18 protein-coding genes are annotated in these 17,716 nt (G+C 45.1%); 2 read left to right on the top strand and 16 right to left on the bottom strand.

Annotated features, from left to right (window positions below; all coding sequences use genetic code 11):
* Positions 1 to 300 precede the first annotated feature (300 nt).
* The gene (gene spoIVB, locus H171_RS01215) at positions 301 to 1,575 is read right to left on the bottom strand and encodes a SpoIVB peptidase (protein ID WP_100303523.1); all 1,275 of its coding nucleotides are present in this window, start codon (positions 1,573 to 1,575) and stop codon (positions 301 to 303) included.
* A 508-nt stretch (positions 1,576 to 2,083) separates the two neighbouring features.
* Between spoIVB and H171_RS01210 the strand changes: the two genes are divergently transcribed.
* Together H171_RS01210 and H171_RS01205 are read left to right on the top strand one after the other, a co-directional pair.
* A complete protein-coding gene (locus H171_RS01210; protein WP_100303522.1) occupies positions 2,084 to 2,524 on the top strand; it encodes an ASCH domain-containing protein in 441 nt (146 codons plus the stop codon).
* Between the two features lie 55 nt (positions 2,525 to 2,579).
* Positions 2,580 to 3,416 (top strand): prenyltransferase/squalene oxidase repeat-containing protein, encoded by an 837-nt coding sequence (locus H171_RS01205; protein WP_100303521.1) that lies wholly within the window; start codon positions 2,580 to 2,582, stop codon positions 3,414 to 3,416.
* A 124-nt stretch (positions 3,417 to 3,540) separates the two neighbouring features.
* Here H171_RS01205 and H171_RS01200 read toward each other — a convergent pair whose 3' ends face one another.
* From H171_RS01200 to H171_RS01130, 15 genes are all read right to left on the bottom strand, one after another.
* Positions 3,541 to 4,335, bottom strand: a complete 795-nt coding sequence (locus tag H171_RS01200) for a hypothetical protein (protein WP_100303520.1) — start codon at positions 4,333 to 4,335, stop codon at positions 3,541 to 3,543.
* 31 nt (positions 4,336 to 4,366) lie between these two features.
* The gene (locus H171_RS01195; protein ID WP_100303519.1) at positions 4,367 to 5,083 is read right to left on the bottom strand and encodes a DUF554 domain-containing protein; all 717 of its coding nucleotides are present in this window, start codon (positions 5,081 to 5,083) and stop codon (positions 4,367 to 4,369) included.
* Positions 5,084 to 5,087: 4 nt separating this feature from the next.
* Positions 5,088 to 6,758 carry a DNA repair protein RecN gene (gene recN, locus H171_RS01190; RefSeq protein WP_100303518.1) on the bottom strand — a complete coding sequence of 557 codons (1,671 nt, stop codon included), beginning with the start codon at positions 6,756 to 6,758 and terminating at the stop codon, positions 5,088 to 5,090.
* Positions 6,759 to 6,769: 11 nt separating this feature from the next.
* Complete coding sequence (argR, locus tag H171_RS01185) at positions 6,770 to 7,219, bottom strand: arginine repressor (protein WP_038277094.1); 450 nt, start codon at positions 7,217 to 7,219, stop codon at positions 6,770 to 6,772.
* 11 nt (positions 7,220 to 7,230) lie between these two features.
* A complete protein-coding gene (locus tag H171_RS01180; RefSeq protein ID WP_100303517.1) occupies positions 7,231 to 8,088 on the bottom strand; it encodes an NAD(+)/NADH kinase in 858 nt (285 codons plus the stop codon).
* A gap of 65 nt (positions 8,089 to 8,153) precedes the next feature.
* Positions 8,154 to 8,966, bottom strand: coding sequence for a TlyA family RNA methyltransferase (locus H171_RS01175; RefSeq protein ID WP_100303516.1), 813 nt, complete (start codon positions 8,964 to 8,966; stop codon positions 8,154 to 8,156).
* Positions 8,963 to 10,888: a 1-deoxy-D-xylulose-5-phosphate synthase gene (dxs, locus tag H171_RS01170; RefSeq protein ID WP_100303515.1), complete on the bottom strand. Its 1,926-nt coding sequence runs from the start codon at positions 10,886 to 10,888 to the stop codon at positions 8,963 to 8,965. Before dxs ends, H171_RS01175 begins: the two co-directional genes overlap by 4 nt.
* A 40-nt stretch (positions 10,889 to 10,928) precedes the next feature.
* Positions 10,929 to 11,816, bottom strand: a complete 888-nt coding sequence (locus tag H171_RS01165) for a polyprenyl synthetase family protein (RefSeq protein WP_100303514.1) — start codon at positions 11,814 to 11,816, stop codon at positions 10,929 to 10,931.
* Positions 11,809 to 12,018: an exodeoxyribonuclease VII small subunit gene (gene xseB, locus H171_RS01160; protein WP_100042690.1), complete on the bottom strand. Its 210-nt coding sequence runs from the start codon at positions 12,016 to 12,018 to the stop codon at positions 11,809 to 11,811. Before xseB ends, H171_RS01165 begins: the two co-directional genes overlap by 8 nt.
* A 17-nt stretch (positions 12,019 to 12,035) precedes the next feature.
* Positions 12,036 to 13,349: an exodeoxyribonuclease VII large subunit gene (gene xseA, locus H171_RS01155; RefSeq protein ID WP_100303513.1), complete on the bottom strand. Its 1,314-nt coding sequence runs from the start codon at positions 13,347 to 13,349 to the stop codon at positions 12,036 to 12,038.
* Positions 13,350 to 13,352: 3 nt separating this feature from the next.
* Positions 13,353 to 13,796: a transcription antitermination factor NusB gene (nusB, locus tag H171_RS01150; RefSeq protein WP_100303512.1), complete on the bottom strand. Its 444-nt coding sequence runs from the start codon at positions 13,794 to 13,796 to the stop codon at positions 13,353 to 13,355.
* Between the two features lie 65 nt (positions 13,797 to 13,861).
* Positions 13,862 to 14,770, bottom strand: coding sequence for a D-isomer specific 2-hydroxyacid dehydrogenase family protein (locus H171_RS01145; RefSeq protein WP_100303511.1), 909 nt, complete (start codon positions 14,768 to 14,770; stop codon positions 13,862 to 13,864).
* Between the two features lie 96 nt (positions 14,771 to 14,866).
* On the bottom strand, positions 14,867 to 15,652 hold the full coding sequence (locus H171_RS01140) for an aspartate dehydrogenase domain-containing protein (protein WP_100303510.1): 786 nt from the start codon (positions 15,650 to 15,652) through the stop codon (positions 14,867 to 14,869).
* An 88-nt stretch (positions 15,653 to 15,740) separates the two neighbouring features.
* Positions 15,741 to 17,087 carry a sensor domain-containing diguanylate cyclase gene (locus tag H171_RS01135; protein WP_100303509.1) on the bottom strand — a complete coding sequence of 449 codons (1,347 nt, stop codon included), beginning with the start codon at positions 17,085 to 17,087 and terminating at the stop codon, positions 15,741 to 15,743.
* Positions 17,088 to 17,212: 125 nt separating this feature from the next.
* Positions 17,213 to 17,590: an Asp23/Gls24 family envelope stress response protein gene (locus H171_RS01130; protein WP_029702046.1), complete on the bottom strand. Its 378-nt coding sequence runs from the start codon at positions 17,588 to 17,590 to the stop codon at positions 17,213 to 17,215.
* Positions 17,591 to 17,716 lie beyond the last annotated feature (126 nt).

The raw sequence follows: 17,716 nt of genomic DNA, 5'->3' as shown, positions 1-17,716 counted from the left end.
TTGATACTCCTTGTCGGCAAAAAAATTCCGAAAATTTCCATCCCATGAATCTTATATTAACACATTATAATTACCTTGAAAAGCACAATCTATAAAATATGCTATTTTTTGTAACTTTATTTTCTACATTTCGACTATTAAGAAAAAATAATTAAATGTATTTATTGTGAAATACTTCCGAAAATATTTTAATTTACCTGAAATCCGTTGTAATTATTATTATTTAAACAAAAATGTGAAAAGAAAAGAACGGCGCCGTAAATATTTACGATTCTGTTCTTTCCTTTCCTGTCCTTTGGATCAGTGATTGATCATGTTTTCGATGAATATCCCATATCCTCTTGTTGAGTCCTGGATAAACACATGGGTCACAGCTCCTATCAACTTACCATCCTGTATAATCGGGCTTCCTGACATCCCCTGCACGATTCCGCCGGTCAAAGCCAAAAGATCCGGGTCTGTGACCTTAATCACCATTCCCTTGCTTTTATGAGTGGTGGAATAATCCACACGCTGTATCTCAATCTCATAATCCCTAACCTTTCCGGAAACATCACTTCGGATGTAGGCCGTTCCCTTCTTCACATCCTGCCGGTAGCCAATGGGTATGGCATCCTGCACCATGCTCTGTTTAAACCTGTCATTTACGTTTCCAAATATTCCTTCTTCTGTATTGGCGGTAATTGTTCCCAGAGTGGATCCTGGTCCATAATAGATGATCCCGCTCATCACTCCCGGCTTTCCAAAGGTTCCCTTTTCAATTCCAAGAATCGCGGTTTCATAAAGGGCTCCATTGGTAATCTGAACCACATTTCCGGTATCACTGTCGCTGATTCCATGACCCAATGCACCGAACTGTCCGTTCATGTCCACATAAGTCATGGTACCAATTCCCTGAGTGTCATCTCTGACCCAGACTCCCAGCTTGTAGGTTCCGTCTTCTGCTTCCGTGGGATTCATTTTTACATCAATGGTTTCCCCGTTCCGTCTGATTTTTAACATTGCATCTGAGACGCCTATTTTGCTCAGCTCATTCATCAGAGTTTCCTTGTCCTTAAGAGGTGTTCCATTGATGGCTTCAATATAATCCCCTGATTGCAGTATACCGAAAGCCGGCTCTACAACCATTCCGTCCTTTTTTGTTACATCTCCGGTACCGATTACCATGATACCGTCGGATTTTAAGTAGATTCCAATAGGTGTGCCGCAAGGAATGGCATATTTGGTATCTACTACATTCACCTGTATGTCCTTTAATTGGATCCATCCAAACAGCTTTAGCCCAAGCTTATAGCTTCCCTGGTTTTCCGAATACAAGGAAAAGGACTGATTTACCTGAAGATGGATCTTGTCGGAAGGAATATTTGATCCGTTATTTAAGACCACTTCCTCACTGTCAGATGACAGCGTCACATCAAAAGGCATGGAGAAATGAAACTGCTCTTCTTCTTGTGCAACGATATTTAACTTGTCGGGAATTACCCGCTTCATATAGAACCAGGAAAATCCGATGCAAAAGATCAGGCTGATCCAGAACGCTCTTACTATAAATTTATGAAATTTATTTTTTCCCATCTCGCATACCTCCTTAGGTGAATGAAAGGAGACAATTTTTTTGCTCCTCTCTTAGTATGTGAGAAATTAATTAAATCACACTGTCATATTTTAGTTGTAACTATTTTCTTTCGGTGGTATCTATTGCAATAAAATGGATATCGACTGATCAATTCAAATTCAATAATTTTTTAAAAAAGATGTGATCCATATTCTTTATTTACTTTTATCTTCTCCGTTTTTTCTTTGATTAAACAATAAAAAATGATTTATAAACATGCATAACACATTGTTTAAGATGGCTTAGACAGTAGATTTTTTGCTGAATTTATCTGGCTTCTTTCCCTGTTTTCCCGAAGGGTATCCCATGACCCCTATTACTTTTCTGCTAATAAGCAATCTTTATAAAATTGTGTGGAATTATTGCAAAAATTATTGTATAATTTTCTAATAAATTAGAAGCTGAAACGTAGTAATTAAGTATTTTGTGGTTTTTAAAATAACTGAAAGATGGGATCATTAAGATATCATGAATGCAGAACAGATGTGGGGTAAATTTGTATTAAAAAATCAAATCGAAGGAACGGGATATCAATCATGGGCGTTTGGTGCCCAACCTGATGAACTGGCAGAATTGGTATTAAGAGGCATTAAAACCGGAACAGCCTCTGCGTATCCCTTATATGAAGCAGAAAACGAAGCACTGCCAAAAGCAGGAGACTATAGCGTTATTCTCGATTCAAAGGATGAGGCTGTATGTATTATTAAAACATCGAAAGTTACCATCGTCCCATTTCGGGAGGTAAGTGAGGAACACGCCGGGAAAGAAGGCGAAGGCGATGGTTCATTGGAATACTGGAGAAAGGTGCACGTTGAATTTTTCAGCAAAGATTTGTCTGAAACCGGAAAATTATTCGATGATGATATGCCAGTCGTATGCGAGGAATTTGAATTAGTATATAGGCCTTAACGTTTGGGTGAGTGAAAAAGAAATAAGGGGAATAACTGTTATGGAGGGCAATAAAATGGCGGTGGAAAATCAATACTTATCAGATGTAGAAACGATATTATCTCATAGGCATGACAATGGGGCTGACCTTTGGGCAACTCCCGATAAACGGCTTTTAAAAGGAGCTCCGTTTTCCACGTTTGACAGTGTGCTTTATTTATCGGAACTTGGGATGCCGCCTGAAGATCCTGTTTTAAAAGCTGCTGCTGATTTAATTTTCAGTGTATGGCAGGATGACGGGCGTTTTAAAATATATCCCAAAGGTAGTATTTTACCATGTCAAACCGCAATAGCTGCCAATGTATTGTGTCATTTGGGGTATGTTTCTGATCATAGAATTCAAAAAACCTTTCGCCACTTTTTGGATACACAATACAAAGATGGAGGCTGGCGCTGCAATAAGTTTTCATATGGACATGGGGAAGAAACCGAGTATTCCAATCCAAAACCTACACTGAATGTGCTTGATGCCTTTCGTTTCAGCGACTATCGAAATAAAGAACAGGCGCTTGATAAAGCAGTAGATTTTCTGCTTGAACATTGGGTCATTCGTAAACCCATCGGTCCTTGTCATTATGGTATTGGAACGCTTTTTATGCAGGTTGAATACCCATTTCGCAATTACAATTTATTTGAATATGTCTATATTTTATCTTTTTATCACCGTGCAAGAAATGATAGCCGTTTCCTGGAAGCATTTGAATGTTTAAAATCAAAAACAGTTGACGGCCAAATCATCGTTGAGCGCGTGGTCCCCAAGTTGGCAAAGCTCTCTTTCTGCAAAAAGGGAGCGCCAAGTGCATTAGCAACAAAACGTTATCATGAAATCTTAGAAAATCTTAATATAAAATAATCATTACAGCTGCCATTCTGAAAAAGAAAAGAGTGGGGGCGAACAAAAAGATGCCGCAATCCTGCAGAAACGTAGTGATCTTGCAGTTTGCGGCATAATATGTCTTACAATGTAGAAAAGAATATCACCTGGCTGACGCATACAAAGGATCAGCTGCCCGTACCTTATCAGCGTATTCTTTTTTCAATCCCTCAAAAGCTTTCTCAACTTCATTCAGTATATCCACATGGGCAATAAACCCTTTTCCTTTCGGCCCATATCCGTCTGCATTGTCCGATAAACGGGGGATCTCACCCATTAACAAGGTTATATATCTGTCCATATCCCACATTCCCCATATCTCCTCTTTAAAAACAAGTTCCGAATCCCTTACAATCACATGTGCGCGGTAAATGGCATAATTAATGATAATCACATCTTCAGCAACATATTTCCTAAGTCCCGCTTCCATTCGACGCTGCATAGCTGCATCTTGTGCGAGTATTATACTATTGAAAGCAATGTTGTTTTCCTTCAGCAGTTCCAAAAGATATGTTATATTGTTTCCGCAATTTGTAGAATTACATTCCAGAAAATCTGCCTTTAATCCATAACGGTGTTCGATATATACTTCAAATATCTTTGCTTCCGGCAAACCGGCCATTTCTATATCAGGGAATACTTCCTGCATCTTCAGACGCAGGGTTTCTGTTGTATGACCTGCCCCGCCTGCAATAATGTATTTTTTGGCTATTCCCTTTTTCATTGCATGAGCCAGGATATCCCCGCCACAGAGAATGCTGCCGCCGAATAGGACCATTACGTCCGCCTGATCTATTCCATATTTTTTTCTCAGATTCTCAGATGTCAATGCAGGAACATCTCTCTTCCCGCAAAAATCACCTAAAATGTTTACACATTCCGCAATATATTCCTTCAATGATTTTTCCTTTCAATGCATTGGATAGGTTCTAAGGAACAAAAGCAAAAGCCACTGCTAAAAAGATAGCCGGAAGCAGATTGGCAACTTTTATCATCTTTCCCCATATAAGATTCATGCCCACACAAAAGATCAGGACAGAACCGGTTAAGGACAAATTAGACAGAGCCTGAGCCGTCATAAAGGGTTCAATGAGTCTTGCCAGAAGGGTTATGGTTCCCTGAAACAGGGCAACCGGAACAGCCGAAAAGATGCACCCTTTTCCCAGGGAAACAGTCATGACCAGAATGATGATCAAATCCAGGAGAGCTTTTGCAGCAAGAATGGTATAATCTCCGGAAATCCCATCCTTAATGGCACCTACCACTGCCATGGCTCCGATGCAAACCGTAAGAGAGGCCGTTACAAATCCGTCTACAAATCTTGCATCGCCGCTGCTGTTTGTTATTCTTTTAAGCCACTCTCCAAACCGCTCCATAGCTGCTTCAAGGTTCATCCACTCTCCAAGGAGTGATCCTATGAAAAAAGACAGGATGAGCATCATTGTTCCCCTGCCGGCAAGCTCTCCCTGCCGGATGACCAGCATTTCTTCCATAACGCCTTCGATTCCAAGAAACAGAACACATATCCCTGCTCCGCTCATCAGCGTACGCTGGTAACGCTCTTCCATCTTCTTCCCAAAAAGAAGGCCCCCCAAGCCTCCTGCCGCAATCCCCGCCACATTTATCAGTGTTCCAAGTCCAATCATGTCCTCATACTCCCGGGCGTCTGCCTTCTTTTGCCAGCCGCTTCATTTCTCTTGCATTCGCTCTTACTGCCTCGGTTATCTCTGCACCTCCTAAAAGCCTTGCCAGCTCCTCTACCACCTCTTCCCCGCTTAAAGGGTGTATGGAAGTGGCTGTACGGCCCTCTTCCACTGCCTTTGCAATCTCGTAATGACTGTCAGCCATGGCAGCGATCTGGGGCAGATGGGTGATGCAGATTACCTGATGGTTTACGGCAATATAGGCCAGCTTTTCCGATACCTTCTGGGCTGTACGTCCGCTGATTCCGGTATCGATCTCATCAAAAATCAAAGTAGGAATGTCATCGGTATCCGCAAGCACAGTCTTAATGGCCAGCATGATTCTGGACAGCTCGCCGCCGGAAGCTACCATGCCCAAAGGCTTTAAAGATTCTCCAGGGTTCGTGGAAATCAAAAATTCCGCCTCGTCAAAGCCGTTCGCTGTATAATGGCTAAGGCGAGAAAATTCCATGGAAAATTCAACATCAATGAAATTTAAGTCCTTTAGCCCTTCCTTTATTTTTTTTGTCAGTTCCTTGGCTGTATGCTTTCTCATTTCGGATAATTGACCGGAAAGAAGCTCCAGATGATCCAAAATCTTTTGGAGTTCTTCTGCCGTCCTTCTCCTGGCCCCGTCATAATCCTCTAACTCATCCAGGCGTTTCTGCTTTTCTTCCAGATTTATAAATATCTGACTGAGGCTTCCTCCATACTTTGCTTCTAGATTATGTAAAACATCAAGCCGCTCTTCCATCTGCCTGTATTCATCCTCGTCAAAGGACATATCATCCATATATGAGGTTATTTCCCGGCTGATATCGTTTAAAATAGAATCGGCATCAAATAGCTGATCCCTTATGACAGAAAGCCTGTCATCATAGGAGGCAACCATTTCCACCTCTTTGAATGCACGGCTGATGAAATCCGTATCCACGGCGGAATAAGCCATGGAAAGGCTTTCGGATATCTTTTTTGCATTCAAAAAAAGACGGTATCTGGAGGTCAGTTCTTCCTTTTCCCCTTCCTTTAGCCCGGCATTTTCGATCTCTTCTATCTCATAGCGGATAAAGTCCATCTCCCTGAGTCTGGCTTCCTCGTCAAGCTGGAAGGCGGAAAGCCGGTCTTTTAACCGGACGTATTCCCGATAAGTATCTGCAATATTCTCTTTTAGCTTATGGGACTTTTTCTCCTGGTAGCGGTCCAGAATCTCAAGATGTTTTGATTTGTAGAGTAAAGACTGATGTTCATGCTGTCCATGAATATCGATGAGAAGGCCCGTGATTTCCCGCAGCTTTCCTGCGGTTACGGTTTCATCATTGATCTTGCTTAAACTTCTGGAGGGCATGATCTTCTTTGAAATGATCACCGTGCCGTCTCCATCCGGATAGACATCAAACGCCTTTAACAGGCGGACTTTCCCCGGGTCACTGACCGTAAAGATCAGCTCAATATAGGCGTATTCTGTGCCCTTTCGAATGATATCCTTTGGTGTTTTTCCCCCCAGGGCAATGGTAACCGAACCGATAATAATAGATTTACCGGCTCCGGTTTCACCGGTCAGGACATTAAAGCCCTGTCCAAATTCCACATCAGCTTTTTCGATCAGGGCTAAGTTCTTTACGTGTAATTCTGAAAGCATGGCGGCCTCCTTTATCCCGTAATGAGTTTCTTTAGTTTGTCCATCATAAGTATGGTATCATCAGCGCTTCGAATGGCGCACATGATGGTGTCGTCTCCTGCAATGCAGCCCACCATCTCACCGAAATGAAGGGCATCAAGAGCCGCCGCTACTGCCATGGCCATGCCGGATACCGTCTTAATCACCAGAATATTCTGCGCCATGTCCATTGATAAAAAGCCATCCCGCAGGATCCGGATGTATTTGTCACTGAAAGAACCCTGGTTTTGAAGTACCACATACCTCTGCTTTCCTGACTCAGACTGAACCTTTGTAAGCTTCAGCTCCCTGATGTCTCTGGAAACCGTTGCCTGAGTGACCGCAAAGCCTGCCTGATTCAAATAATCTGCCAGCTCCTCCTGGGTTTCAATCTCGTGTTTTCCAATAAGTTCCACAATTTTGCTGTGTCGTTCCAGTTTCATAGTGCCCCTCCCTATATACCAGCCATCTTATTGCGCAGGTTATCTAAAAATGATATGTTTTTCAGCTTTATCAGAATGGTTTTAATATCTGACCGGCGTATCTCGATGCAATCGCCTGGATAAAGCTCCGTGGTCGTATCTCCGTCAAATACAGCCGCCTGGCTTATGCCCTTCTTCCCTGTCATTTCTATCTGGATCCAGTCATCTGCGGAAAGTACGATGCTCCTTGTCCCCAGGGCATGGGAACAGATGGGAGTGAGGACCACCATTTTGGAATCCGGGACAATGATGGGGCCTCCTGCAGAAAGATTGTAGGCGGTGGAGCCGGTGGGCGTTGCCGCAATAAGCCCATCCGCCCGGTATTCATTTAAAAACTCCTGATTTACATAAACCTTAAACTGAAGCATCTTTAATTGCTCGCTCCTGGTTATGACGATTTCATTTAAAGCAATATCCTGGCAGACAGCTGTTCCCTTGCGGTAAATACAGCCGTCTAACATCATCCGTTCTTCCAGCTTATAATCATTGGCAAGAAGGGCAGAAAGAGCATCATTGATATCCTCCGTGCGGGATACCTGGGTCAGGTACCCAAGGGTCCCCCGATTGATCCCGATCAAGGGGATATTCCGTCCTGCCAAGTCTCTGGCCGCCTGTATCAGGGTACCGTCACCGCCTAAGGTGATCAGGCACTCCGTCTCTTCCGGCACCATGGCAGCATCGGTATAATGGCTTTTCCCCTGCCGTTTTTCCTGGCCTTCTCCCCCGATCAGACAGACAGCCCCATGACCGGTAAGATAGTCACGAATGGCTTTCGCAGTCTCTCTGGCCCCTTTTTTGTCAGGGTTCATGATTACATAAAAATATTTCATATTAAAACTCCTTACCTGCAAGGATAATCTTAATCCGTATCACTGCCTGCTGCAACAGGCCGCTTTTAGTTTCCTGTTAAATTCCCATGGGCCTCATTAACGATCTGTTCCGGATCAAGACCGCATTCCGGGAATGCCTCTCCTGACTGATGATTTTTCAAGTGAAGGAGATACTCAATGTTCCCTTCCGGCCCTTTAATGGGGGAATATTCCAGATGAAGGGCTTCAAAGCCAATGCTTACTGCGTGGGAAATGACCATCCTGATGACTTCCAGATGGACGGATTTTTCCCTCACAACGCCCTTTTTCCCCACTTTTTCCCGGCCGGCTTCAAACTGGGGCTTTATAAGGCAGACGACCTCTCCTTCATCCGTAAGAAGGGCTTTTACAGGTCCTAATACCTTTGTCAGGGAAATAAAGGAAACATCAATCGAGGAAAATTCGATTGAGTCGGCCAGGTCTTCAGGAGTGACATAACGGATATTGGTTTTTTCCATACACACCACTCGTTCATCGTTCCTCAGCTTCCATGCAAGCTGACCATGGCCCACATCCACTGCATAAACCTTAACGGCTCCGTTCTGAAGCATGCAGTCTGTAAAACCGCCTGTAGAAGAACCTACATCCATGCATACTTTTCCTTCCAGAGTCACGTTAAAGTGAGTCATGGCTTTTTCGAGCTTTAAACCGCCCCGGCTCACATACCGCAGAGTGCTTCCTCTTACCTCGATGTTTGCAGTTTCCTCAAATGTGGTACCGGCTTTGTCTTCCTTATCCCCGTCTACATAGACGATCCCGGACATAATGACAGCCTTGGCCTTTTCCCTGGATTCAGCCAGTCCCCGTTTTACTAAAAGCACATCCAAACGTTCTTTCATGCCTTTTCCATTTCCCTTGTTTTATCTTTATATTTTTTCCATTCTGTATTCTGGCGCTCCGTATCAAGATATTCCTTTTTGAGCCGCCATATGATAGAATTGCTGTCAATCCCCAACCCCTTCCGGAGCAGGGATACGTTGCCATGCTCCACATAGGCATCCGGCAAGGCAATATTGATTACCTTTACATGCGGATAGTGCTCATGGATATAAGCGGTGACACCGGGGCCAAAGCCTCCCTGAAGGACATTTTCTTCCATGACCGCTATGAGCCAGTGCTTCTTTGCCAGCCGGTCCACCAACTCCCGGTCAAAAGGCTTCACAAACCGGCCGTTTGCAAGAGTACAGTTCCAGCCTTCTGCCTTCAGCTTTTGCCTTACATGCTCCCCTGTGCTCACCATGCTTCCTACTGCCAAAAGAGCGATATCCTTTTCCTCATAGATCATCTCTCCCTTACCGTATTCAATGGGAGCACGAAAACTCTTTAAGCCCTGGTAAGCCTCTCCTCTTGGATAGCGAACCGCAAACGGGCCATTGTAGGACATGGCAAACTCCATCCCATCCATAAGCTCCCATAGGTTTTTCGGCGCAAACACGCTCATATTAGGGATTGCCGTTAAATAGGATAAGTCAAAAATCCCCTGGTGGGTTTCCCCATCACTTCCCACAAGCCCAGCCCGGTCTATGGCAAAGACCACAGGCAGATTTTGAATGCACACATCATGGAGGATCTGATCAAAGCCGCGCTGTAAAAAAGACGAATAGATAGCCACAACCGGCTTTAAGCCGCCTGCCGCCATTCCAGCCGCCGATGTCACCGCATGCTCTTCTGCAATTCCCACGTCAAAAAAGCGGTCGGGATACAGACGGGAAAACCGTTTTAAACCTGTTCCATCCGGCATGGCTGCCGTTACCGCCACGATTCGTTTATCCTGCTCAGCCAGACGGCAGATGGTTTTGGAAAACACATCCGTATAGCTGGGATTATTCTTCTTTTTCTTCGGCTCCCCGGTGATGATATCAAAAGGATCAACTCCATGGAACTTGGAAGGATTCCTTTCCGCCAGGGCATATCCCTTGCCTTTCTGGGTGATCACATGGACCAGCACAGTATGGGGAAGCTTCTTTGCTTCCCGCAGGGCCCTGGAAAGAGCCTTTATATTATGGCCGTCCACCGGACCAAGATAGGTGATCCCCATATTCTCAAACAGCATTCCAGGTATGAGCAGCTGTTTAATGCCGTTCTTTGTCCTGCTGATCTTATCGATGATCTGATCTCCTACAACCGGAATCCGGGACAGCACGTTGGTCACGTGCTTCTTTAAGTCCAGATACCCTTCTCCGGTACGGATGCTATTTAAATAAGTAGACATGCCACCTACATTTTCTGAGATGGACATGTTGTTATCGTTTAGAATAATAATGAAATTCTTGTTCATTCTGGCCGCATTATTTAAAGCTTCATAGGCCATGCCGCCTGTTAAGGCGCCGTCTCCGATTACGGAAACCACAAAATGATCCTCTCCAAGCACATCTCTTGCCTGGGCCAGTCCAAGTCCGGCTGAAATGGAAGTAGAGCTGTGTCCTGTATCAAAGGCATCACAAGGGCTTTCCTTTCTCTTGGGGAAGCCGCTCATGCCGCCGTATTGCCGCAGGTCGTCAAATTCCTCTCTCCTGCCGCTTAATATTTTATGAGTGTAGGACTGATGCCCTACATCCCAGATAACCTTATCCTTGGGAAGGTCAAAAGCCAGGTAGATCGCCATAGTCAGCTCCACCACTCCTAAATTGGAAGCCAGATGGCCGCCAGTCATGCTTATTTTTCCTACCAAAAAGTCACGGATTTCCTGACTTAAAATATCAAGCTCCTGCTTTGACAGTTTTTTGATATCCTCAGGTCCGTTTATTAATTCCAGCATCATATTCTTATCAGATCCTTTTTTAGCCTTATGGTAAAACGGCTTACTTTTCCCGGTTCACAAGTATCCGAATCAGCGCTTCCAGGAATTCATTCTTCCCAGGAAGCTCATGAAGACAGGAAATCGCTTCTTCTGAAATCCTCTCCACATCCTGCTTCGCCTTTTCAATTCCCTCCAGGGTTACATAGGTGGTTTTATGGTTCTTTTCATCACTGAGCACAGGCTTTCCAAGAACCTCCGCGCTGCTGGTTAAATCCAGGATATCATCCTGAATCTGAAATGCAAGTCCCAGGCAGGAGGCCATCTTCTCCACCAGCTTCAGCTGTTTTTCATCCCCTCCGCCGAGAATAGCTCCGATCATCATTGCGGCCTCTAAAAGCGCCCCGGTCTTCAACCGGTAAATGAAATCAAGCTTTTCCCTTGGAACAGGCTTTCCTGCAAGCTCCACATCAACGGTCTGGCCGCCGATCATTCCATAAATCCCTGTTTTTTCTGCTAAAATCCCCATGCACCTGGCAACCAGGTCCGGCCGATCTGTCATGGAAAGGGCTTTTGCAGCTGTCTCCATGGAGTAAATCAGCAAACCGTCACCCGCCAGCACCGCCATGTCATAACCAAATTTAACCCATGCCGTAGGAAGTCCCCGGCGCAGGGTATCATTATCCATACAGGGAAGGTCATCGTGAATCAGGGAGGAGGTGTGAATCATCTCAATCGCCGCCATAAAAGGCTCAATCTCTTTCCCCTTACCGCCGAATAAGCGGTAGGTCTCCTCCATCAGCATGGGACGAAGCCTCTTTCCTCCAGCGCGAACGCTGTAATCCATTGCCGCCAGAACCGTACTCTGATGGCCCTCCACAGGAGGCAGGTATGTTTCTACAACATGCCTTACTTCCTCTGTACGGGCTGAAAACATATCTTTATCATTCATGTTCCTCACCATTTTCCTCTAACACGATAATCTTTTTTTCCACTTTATCTATTTTTTCATTGCAGAACTTTACCAGCTTCATGCCGGTCTCATAATACTGAAAGGATTCCTCCAGGGAGCATTCTCCGCTTTCCAGTTTTTTAATGAGCTCTTCCAGCTCTCCAAATGTCTCTTCAATCGTTTTTTCTTTTTTTGCCGCCATAAATCCGTTTCTCCTTATTACCTGTCTCCACGAACGCCCTCCCGCTGGCTGCCAAATAAGCCGGATTCCGCCGGGGCAACGCGGGAAACCACCGCCTCCATGCTTCCATCCCTAAGCCTCAGCCCAATTCTGTCACCGGCTTTTACCTGCTTCACGGAATCAATCCGCCTGTCATTTCCATCAGTTACAAAACCATAGCCGCCTCCCATTCTCTTAAGAGGGGATTCTGCTTCCAGGCGGCTGATGAAAATCTCCAACCTGTGTCTGTCCCTGACCGCCTGCTTTTCTATAAGCTGTTTTATATGAAGCTTGTCTTCTTCCGCCCTTGCCCGGTATGAGGCAGTCTTTGACAAAATCAGGCTTTTTAGCTTGTCCTGGGTGTCCACAAGCCTTTGACGGCATTCATGGATGCTGCGCTTGGGGTCATGCAGCTTCAGCTTTAAGGCGTACTGGTTTCCATGGAACCGGTAGCGTTCCAGCTTTCTTTCCACAGTCCTTAAAAGCGTATGACCGTACATTTCCACCTGCTCCTCAAACTTGCTGTAATCAAATACAGCAAGCTCTGCTGCTGCAGAAGGCGTGGGGGCACGCATGTCCGCCACATAATCTGCAATAGTCACATCGGTTTCATGGCCTACCGCAGAGATCACAGGAGTGCTGCAGTTAAAAACAGCCCTTGCCACAACTTCCTCATTAAATGCCCATAAATCCTCAATGGAACCGCCGCCCCTCCCAACGATCAGGACATCAAGTCCCATCTGGTCCAGGGTTTCGATCCCTTTTACAATGCTTTCCTTTGCACTCTCTCCCTGGACAAGAGCCGGGTAGAGATAAAGCTGCACATAAGGATTGCGTCTGGTAGATATATTTATAATATCCTGGATAGCAGCTCCGGTAGGAGCCGTTACGATTCCCACGGTTGTCCCGTACTTTGGAACCGGTTTCTTATATTCAGGAGAAAACATCCCCATTTCTTCCAGTTCATCACGCAGTTTTTGGAACCGTTCAAACAGATCACCGATTCCTTCTTTTGTGATCTCCTGGGCATAGAGCTGGTATCTTCCGTCCCGCTCATAAACCTCCACGCTGCCCTTTACCACCACCTGCTGTCCTTCCTCCAGCTTAAAAGCAAGACCCTTCCTGTGCCCGGCAAACATCACTGCCGCCATAGACGACTTTCCGTCCTTTAAGGTAAAGTAAATATGGCCAGAGGTATGGTATTTACAGTTGGACACTTCACCCTTAACGGATATCCGGTTCAGGGCGAAATCCTGGGCAAACATATTCTTAATATAGGCATTGACCTGAGTAACGGAATACACACTCGCCATATCTTACACCAGCTTTGCCAGGACTCCGTTAATAAATGCCGGAGCTTCATTCCCGCCGTACTTTTTAGCCAGTTCCACAGCCTCATTGATGGCTACCTTTTCCGGCACTTCCTCATCAAATAAAATCTCATACAGGGCCAGGCGGAGGATGGTAAGTTCAGCCTTACCCATACGTTTTGTCTTCCAGCCTTCGGCTACTTCGTTGATCTTTGAATCCAGTTCAGGGATTCTGACCATAACGGACTCTGCCCTCTCTCTTAAATAAGCAGCATTTTCTTCACTCATATCCACATCATGGATGATCTCTTCTACGCCCTCGGCGTTTAAATCATCCTCTTTTGGTTCCTCAAAATATTGAATAAGCTGCCCCGTCTTCTCCTCTGCCGGATAAAAATCCGCACAAAAGAGCAATTTAAAGCAGTGTTCGCGCATTTTACTTCTGGTCATTTCCCATGGTCCTCCTATTGGTGATTTTCTGGACATTTGGAATTATTATACCTTACCAGGGTTTTTTATACAATAGAAACTTTGCTAATCTCCAAAAACCTCCGGATATTATCAAGCACTTTTTCGCTTAAAATTCCAAAGGCCTGCCTGGTTCTCCCTGCCGAAGCATTGACACAAAACACCATGGGATGTTCTAAAAGCGCACCGTCCCCGGCAGCTCCCGCCGTATCGCAGGCAAACCGGTTATCCCCGGAATCCAGCCAGTTCTTCAGATCTTCCGGTTCAAAGGCAGGCCCAATGGACGTATTAAACAGGATCTTTCCATTTCCCAGCTTCTGGAATTCCTCTTCGTGCAGAAGTATCACATTTTTATTTAAGCAGGTAAATACCACTTCGCTGTTTTCTAAGAGCTCTCCCAATGGACGATATCCAATTCCTTTTTCCTCGTACTGCAGTTTTCTGCTCCTGCTGTAATAGGAAACATCTGCCCCAAGAAACTTTAAAGCATTGGCGATCATGCCTCCGGAAACACCCATTCCAATAATTCCTACCTTTAATCCGGTAATCTCTACCGGCATATCCTTCCACATGGGCCTGTCATATCCGTGAAGAAAGCGCACCAGTTCACAGATCGCATATTCCACCACTCCAACATCGCCGTAATCACGGATTCCCATAACGGTAATCCCATGCTGTTCTGCATAAGCAATGTCTACGTTTGCGCTCTCCTTTGAATAAAGGCTGCAGCACATCCCCACATATTTGATTTTAGGACATCGTTCAAAGACATATTGACTGATCCTGGAGGTGTAGCTTAAAAGCACCCCATCCGCATCTCCGATTCTCCTTATGATCTCTTCGTCATCACAGGGAATATCCTGGTACATCACCACCTGTTTCGCATATCGGTAAAGCTCTTTCTCCGCTTCTTCTACCAGACTCACCGGCTCTATGGCAACCAACTTCTCAAACATCTTCTTATCCTCCTGTTAAGCGGATATTCCCAATCCGCGACCTTACTTGCTCACATTGCCTCTCTCTACCGGGCATAACCGAATAGCAGCTATCGGCTAAAAAACGATTGGTGACACAATATTCTGCAGGACAGCCACTACACTCCAGCCTGCAATGGCGCTGGTACTTGAATAAATATCCACAACAGCCTTCACGCCTTCAATTTCTGCAGTGATCTTATGGTCATCCCCAATCATTCCAGGAACGCTGTGAATGTTCACCCTGGTTTTATCCGGTCCGACTGTTGCAAGGGAAGATGCTACCGCAACATTCACCTTTGTAGGAAGAAGCCCGATAGCCTCTTTTGCATTGCCGTCAAACACCATGGTGCTATCCTTATCGGTCATTAAATGATCTTCAAAAAGGGGTGTATACATTAAGGATTGCGGACCCTTTCTTGTCTCAATTCCTGCTACGGCCTCTCCCATGAGAGAAACCGTACGAAGCACGTCAAAGCCGCCCACCGCTCCTGAGGCGATGTATACCCTGGTATTATGTTTTACGGCCGTGGCCTTCACTCTCTCATAAAATTCTTTATCAGCAAAGGCGCCAATGGACAGTACGATGAGATTACAGCCATTTGCCAGAATCTTCTCCGCCATGTCTCTAACGGAATCCCCGGATGCTGCCTCGGCGATGTATTCCGGTTTTAATTTAAGCAATTCATCGATCCCTGCACAGGAGCTGCAGCCACTTTTCTCTGCCAGGGCGTCTGTCTTTTCCTTTGTCCTCCCAACGATTCCCACCAAGTCATACTCAGGCAGTAAACCATCTTTCCATGCACCGGCAATAATATCTCCAAGATAACCGTTTCCAATAATTCCAAGTCTAAGCTTATTCATGCTTTTCTCCTTTTAGTAATTTTAAAAACATTAAACTTCATTATACCTGAAATAATAAGGACTTTCAAGGAGTGCAGGACCCCAGGACTCAAAGCTGGAATGCAAACTGATTTTTCCCTTTTCCCTTTGCCAGATATAATGCCTGATCAGCCCGTCTTAATATGGCGTCGTATTCTGTCTCCTGTTCTCCTACCAGGGTGATTCCAATGCTTGCATGTATGGTTCCGGAGGTGTGAAACGCATTTAATATCCGTTTCGCAATTGCCTCCGGCTGTTTCCTGCCGCTTAAGCCGTACAGCCAGATGCAGAACTCATCTCCGCCAAAACGGACAATTACATCCTCTTTTCTTGTACAGGCGCTTAAAATCTGGCCTGCCTGGGTTAAAACCATATCTCCTTTATGATGGCCGAAGGTGTCATTGATTTTCTTGAAATCGTCAATATCTAGGAACATACAAGCATAAAACCTCTTTTTCCCTCCGCCTTTCAGCCGCTGTTCCACCAGCTTTCTGGCTGTTTCTCTGGTATAAACGCCGGTTAAATAATCCTTTTGCGCCCGCTTTGCTTCCTTTTTCCGTAAATAAATAATACATATAATAAGAAGAACTGTACAGGCAACCATTGCCGTTGAGCTTGCAAGAAAGACTTTTGACAGCTTTCTGATCTTGTAAAGAGCACCCTCATAGCTTTCTGTTTTCACCATGGAAGCCACCATCCAGTCTTCAACTCCCGCAGGCTGATAATAAAGAAGTTCCCAGCTGCCCTTGTAATAATAGGAGGCATATCCGGAACCCCCGCTCTCCGCAGTCATTTTCATCTGCTCTAAAGATTGTTCGTCTCTAAATTCCATGGTTTTGAGTATATCATAAATATTGGCATAAGTTTCATACCCGGGGCACGTGGCCACCAGCTCTCCGGACCTTGTGAAAACCAGACTGGCACTGTATGGGCTTAACTCTGTACTGTTTAAATACTTCCCCAGTTCTTCAGCGGTATACTTCATACAGACCGCCCCCTTTGCCTGTCCCTCCCTAACCACCGGAACGGACAGAGTGATCCCTGACTGACCGTTAGAGCCCTTGGAAGGCAGTCTTGATATGTTGTTTTCTCCCTTTAACCCCTGGGATTCACGGATCCCGTAATACATAATTCCCTGTCCGCCTAAAACTTCAATTTCCGATCCCTCCGGCAGATTACCATAAGCAGAGAATGCCTCAAGCACTTCAAACCTTTCCCGGATCATTCCCTGAAAATAGGTAAGTGCTTCGTCATTCTCCCTTTTTAAATCCTGGTAAGTCTGTTCTACCAGACTTTTTTCCACCTCTTTGAAGTAATAAATGTTTAAAGCGAATATCCCTATAATTACCGATACCACCAGACCAAACAATGTCATCACCCTCAGCGAGTAGCGGTCTTTCTCCTTATCAGCCATCATATATGAAAACACCTGTCCCTTTATAAATCCCGAATCATATCCTTACAACATTTATTTTTTTGTACACAAAGAAAAGCGGGGGCATGAACCTTTTCCCGGTTCGCCCCCGCGATAGACCTTTTCATCTATTTATTCTCTTCCAATGCTACACCGGCAATCCGGATGTTTACATCCAGAACTGTTAAGCCTGTCATGTTCTCAATGGCGTTCTGCACCTTCTCCTGAACCTTCTCACTGACGGCAGGTATGCTGTAACCGTATTTGATGTTCAAGGATAGATCCACAGATACATGTTCTTCTGTCAGCTCCACCTTAACGCCCTTGGATAAATTTTTCATGCCCAGCTTTGACACCAACTCATTGGTGATGTTGCCAGCCATGGAATCTACACCTTCTACCTCGGTTGCTGCAAGACCTGCAATGATGGCCACCACATCGTCCGCAATCTGTACTTCGCCAATTTTATCTTTTTCATATACCTTGTGAGTATTTCTGCTTTCCATTTCTGCCACAGCAATTCCCTCCTGTACTAATATTTATATACTAATGAATCAACTGGATATGCAGGCATATCCGCCTGATTCAAAAGCGGGGGGGTTGAAAGATGTTTTTTTCTTCCGACCCTTTAG

The sequence above is a fragment of the [Clostridium] celerecrescens 18A genome, from assembly GCF_002797975.1.
In the GTDB taxonomy this organism is placed as follows: Bacteria; Bacillota; Clostridia; order Lachnospirales; family Lachnospiraceae; genus Lacrimispora; species Lacrimispora celerecrescens.
The sequence above is the reverse complement of the archived record's forward strand: the minus strand, read 5'-3'. Positions and strand labels throughout refer to the sequence as shown.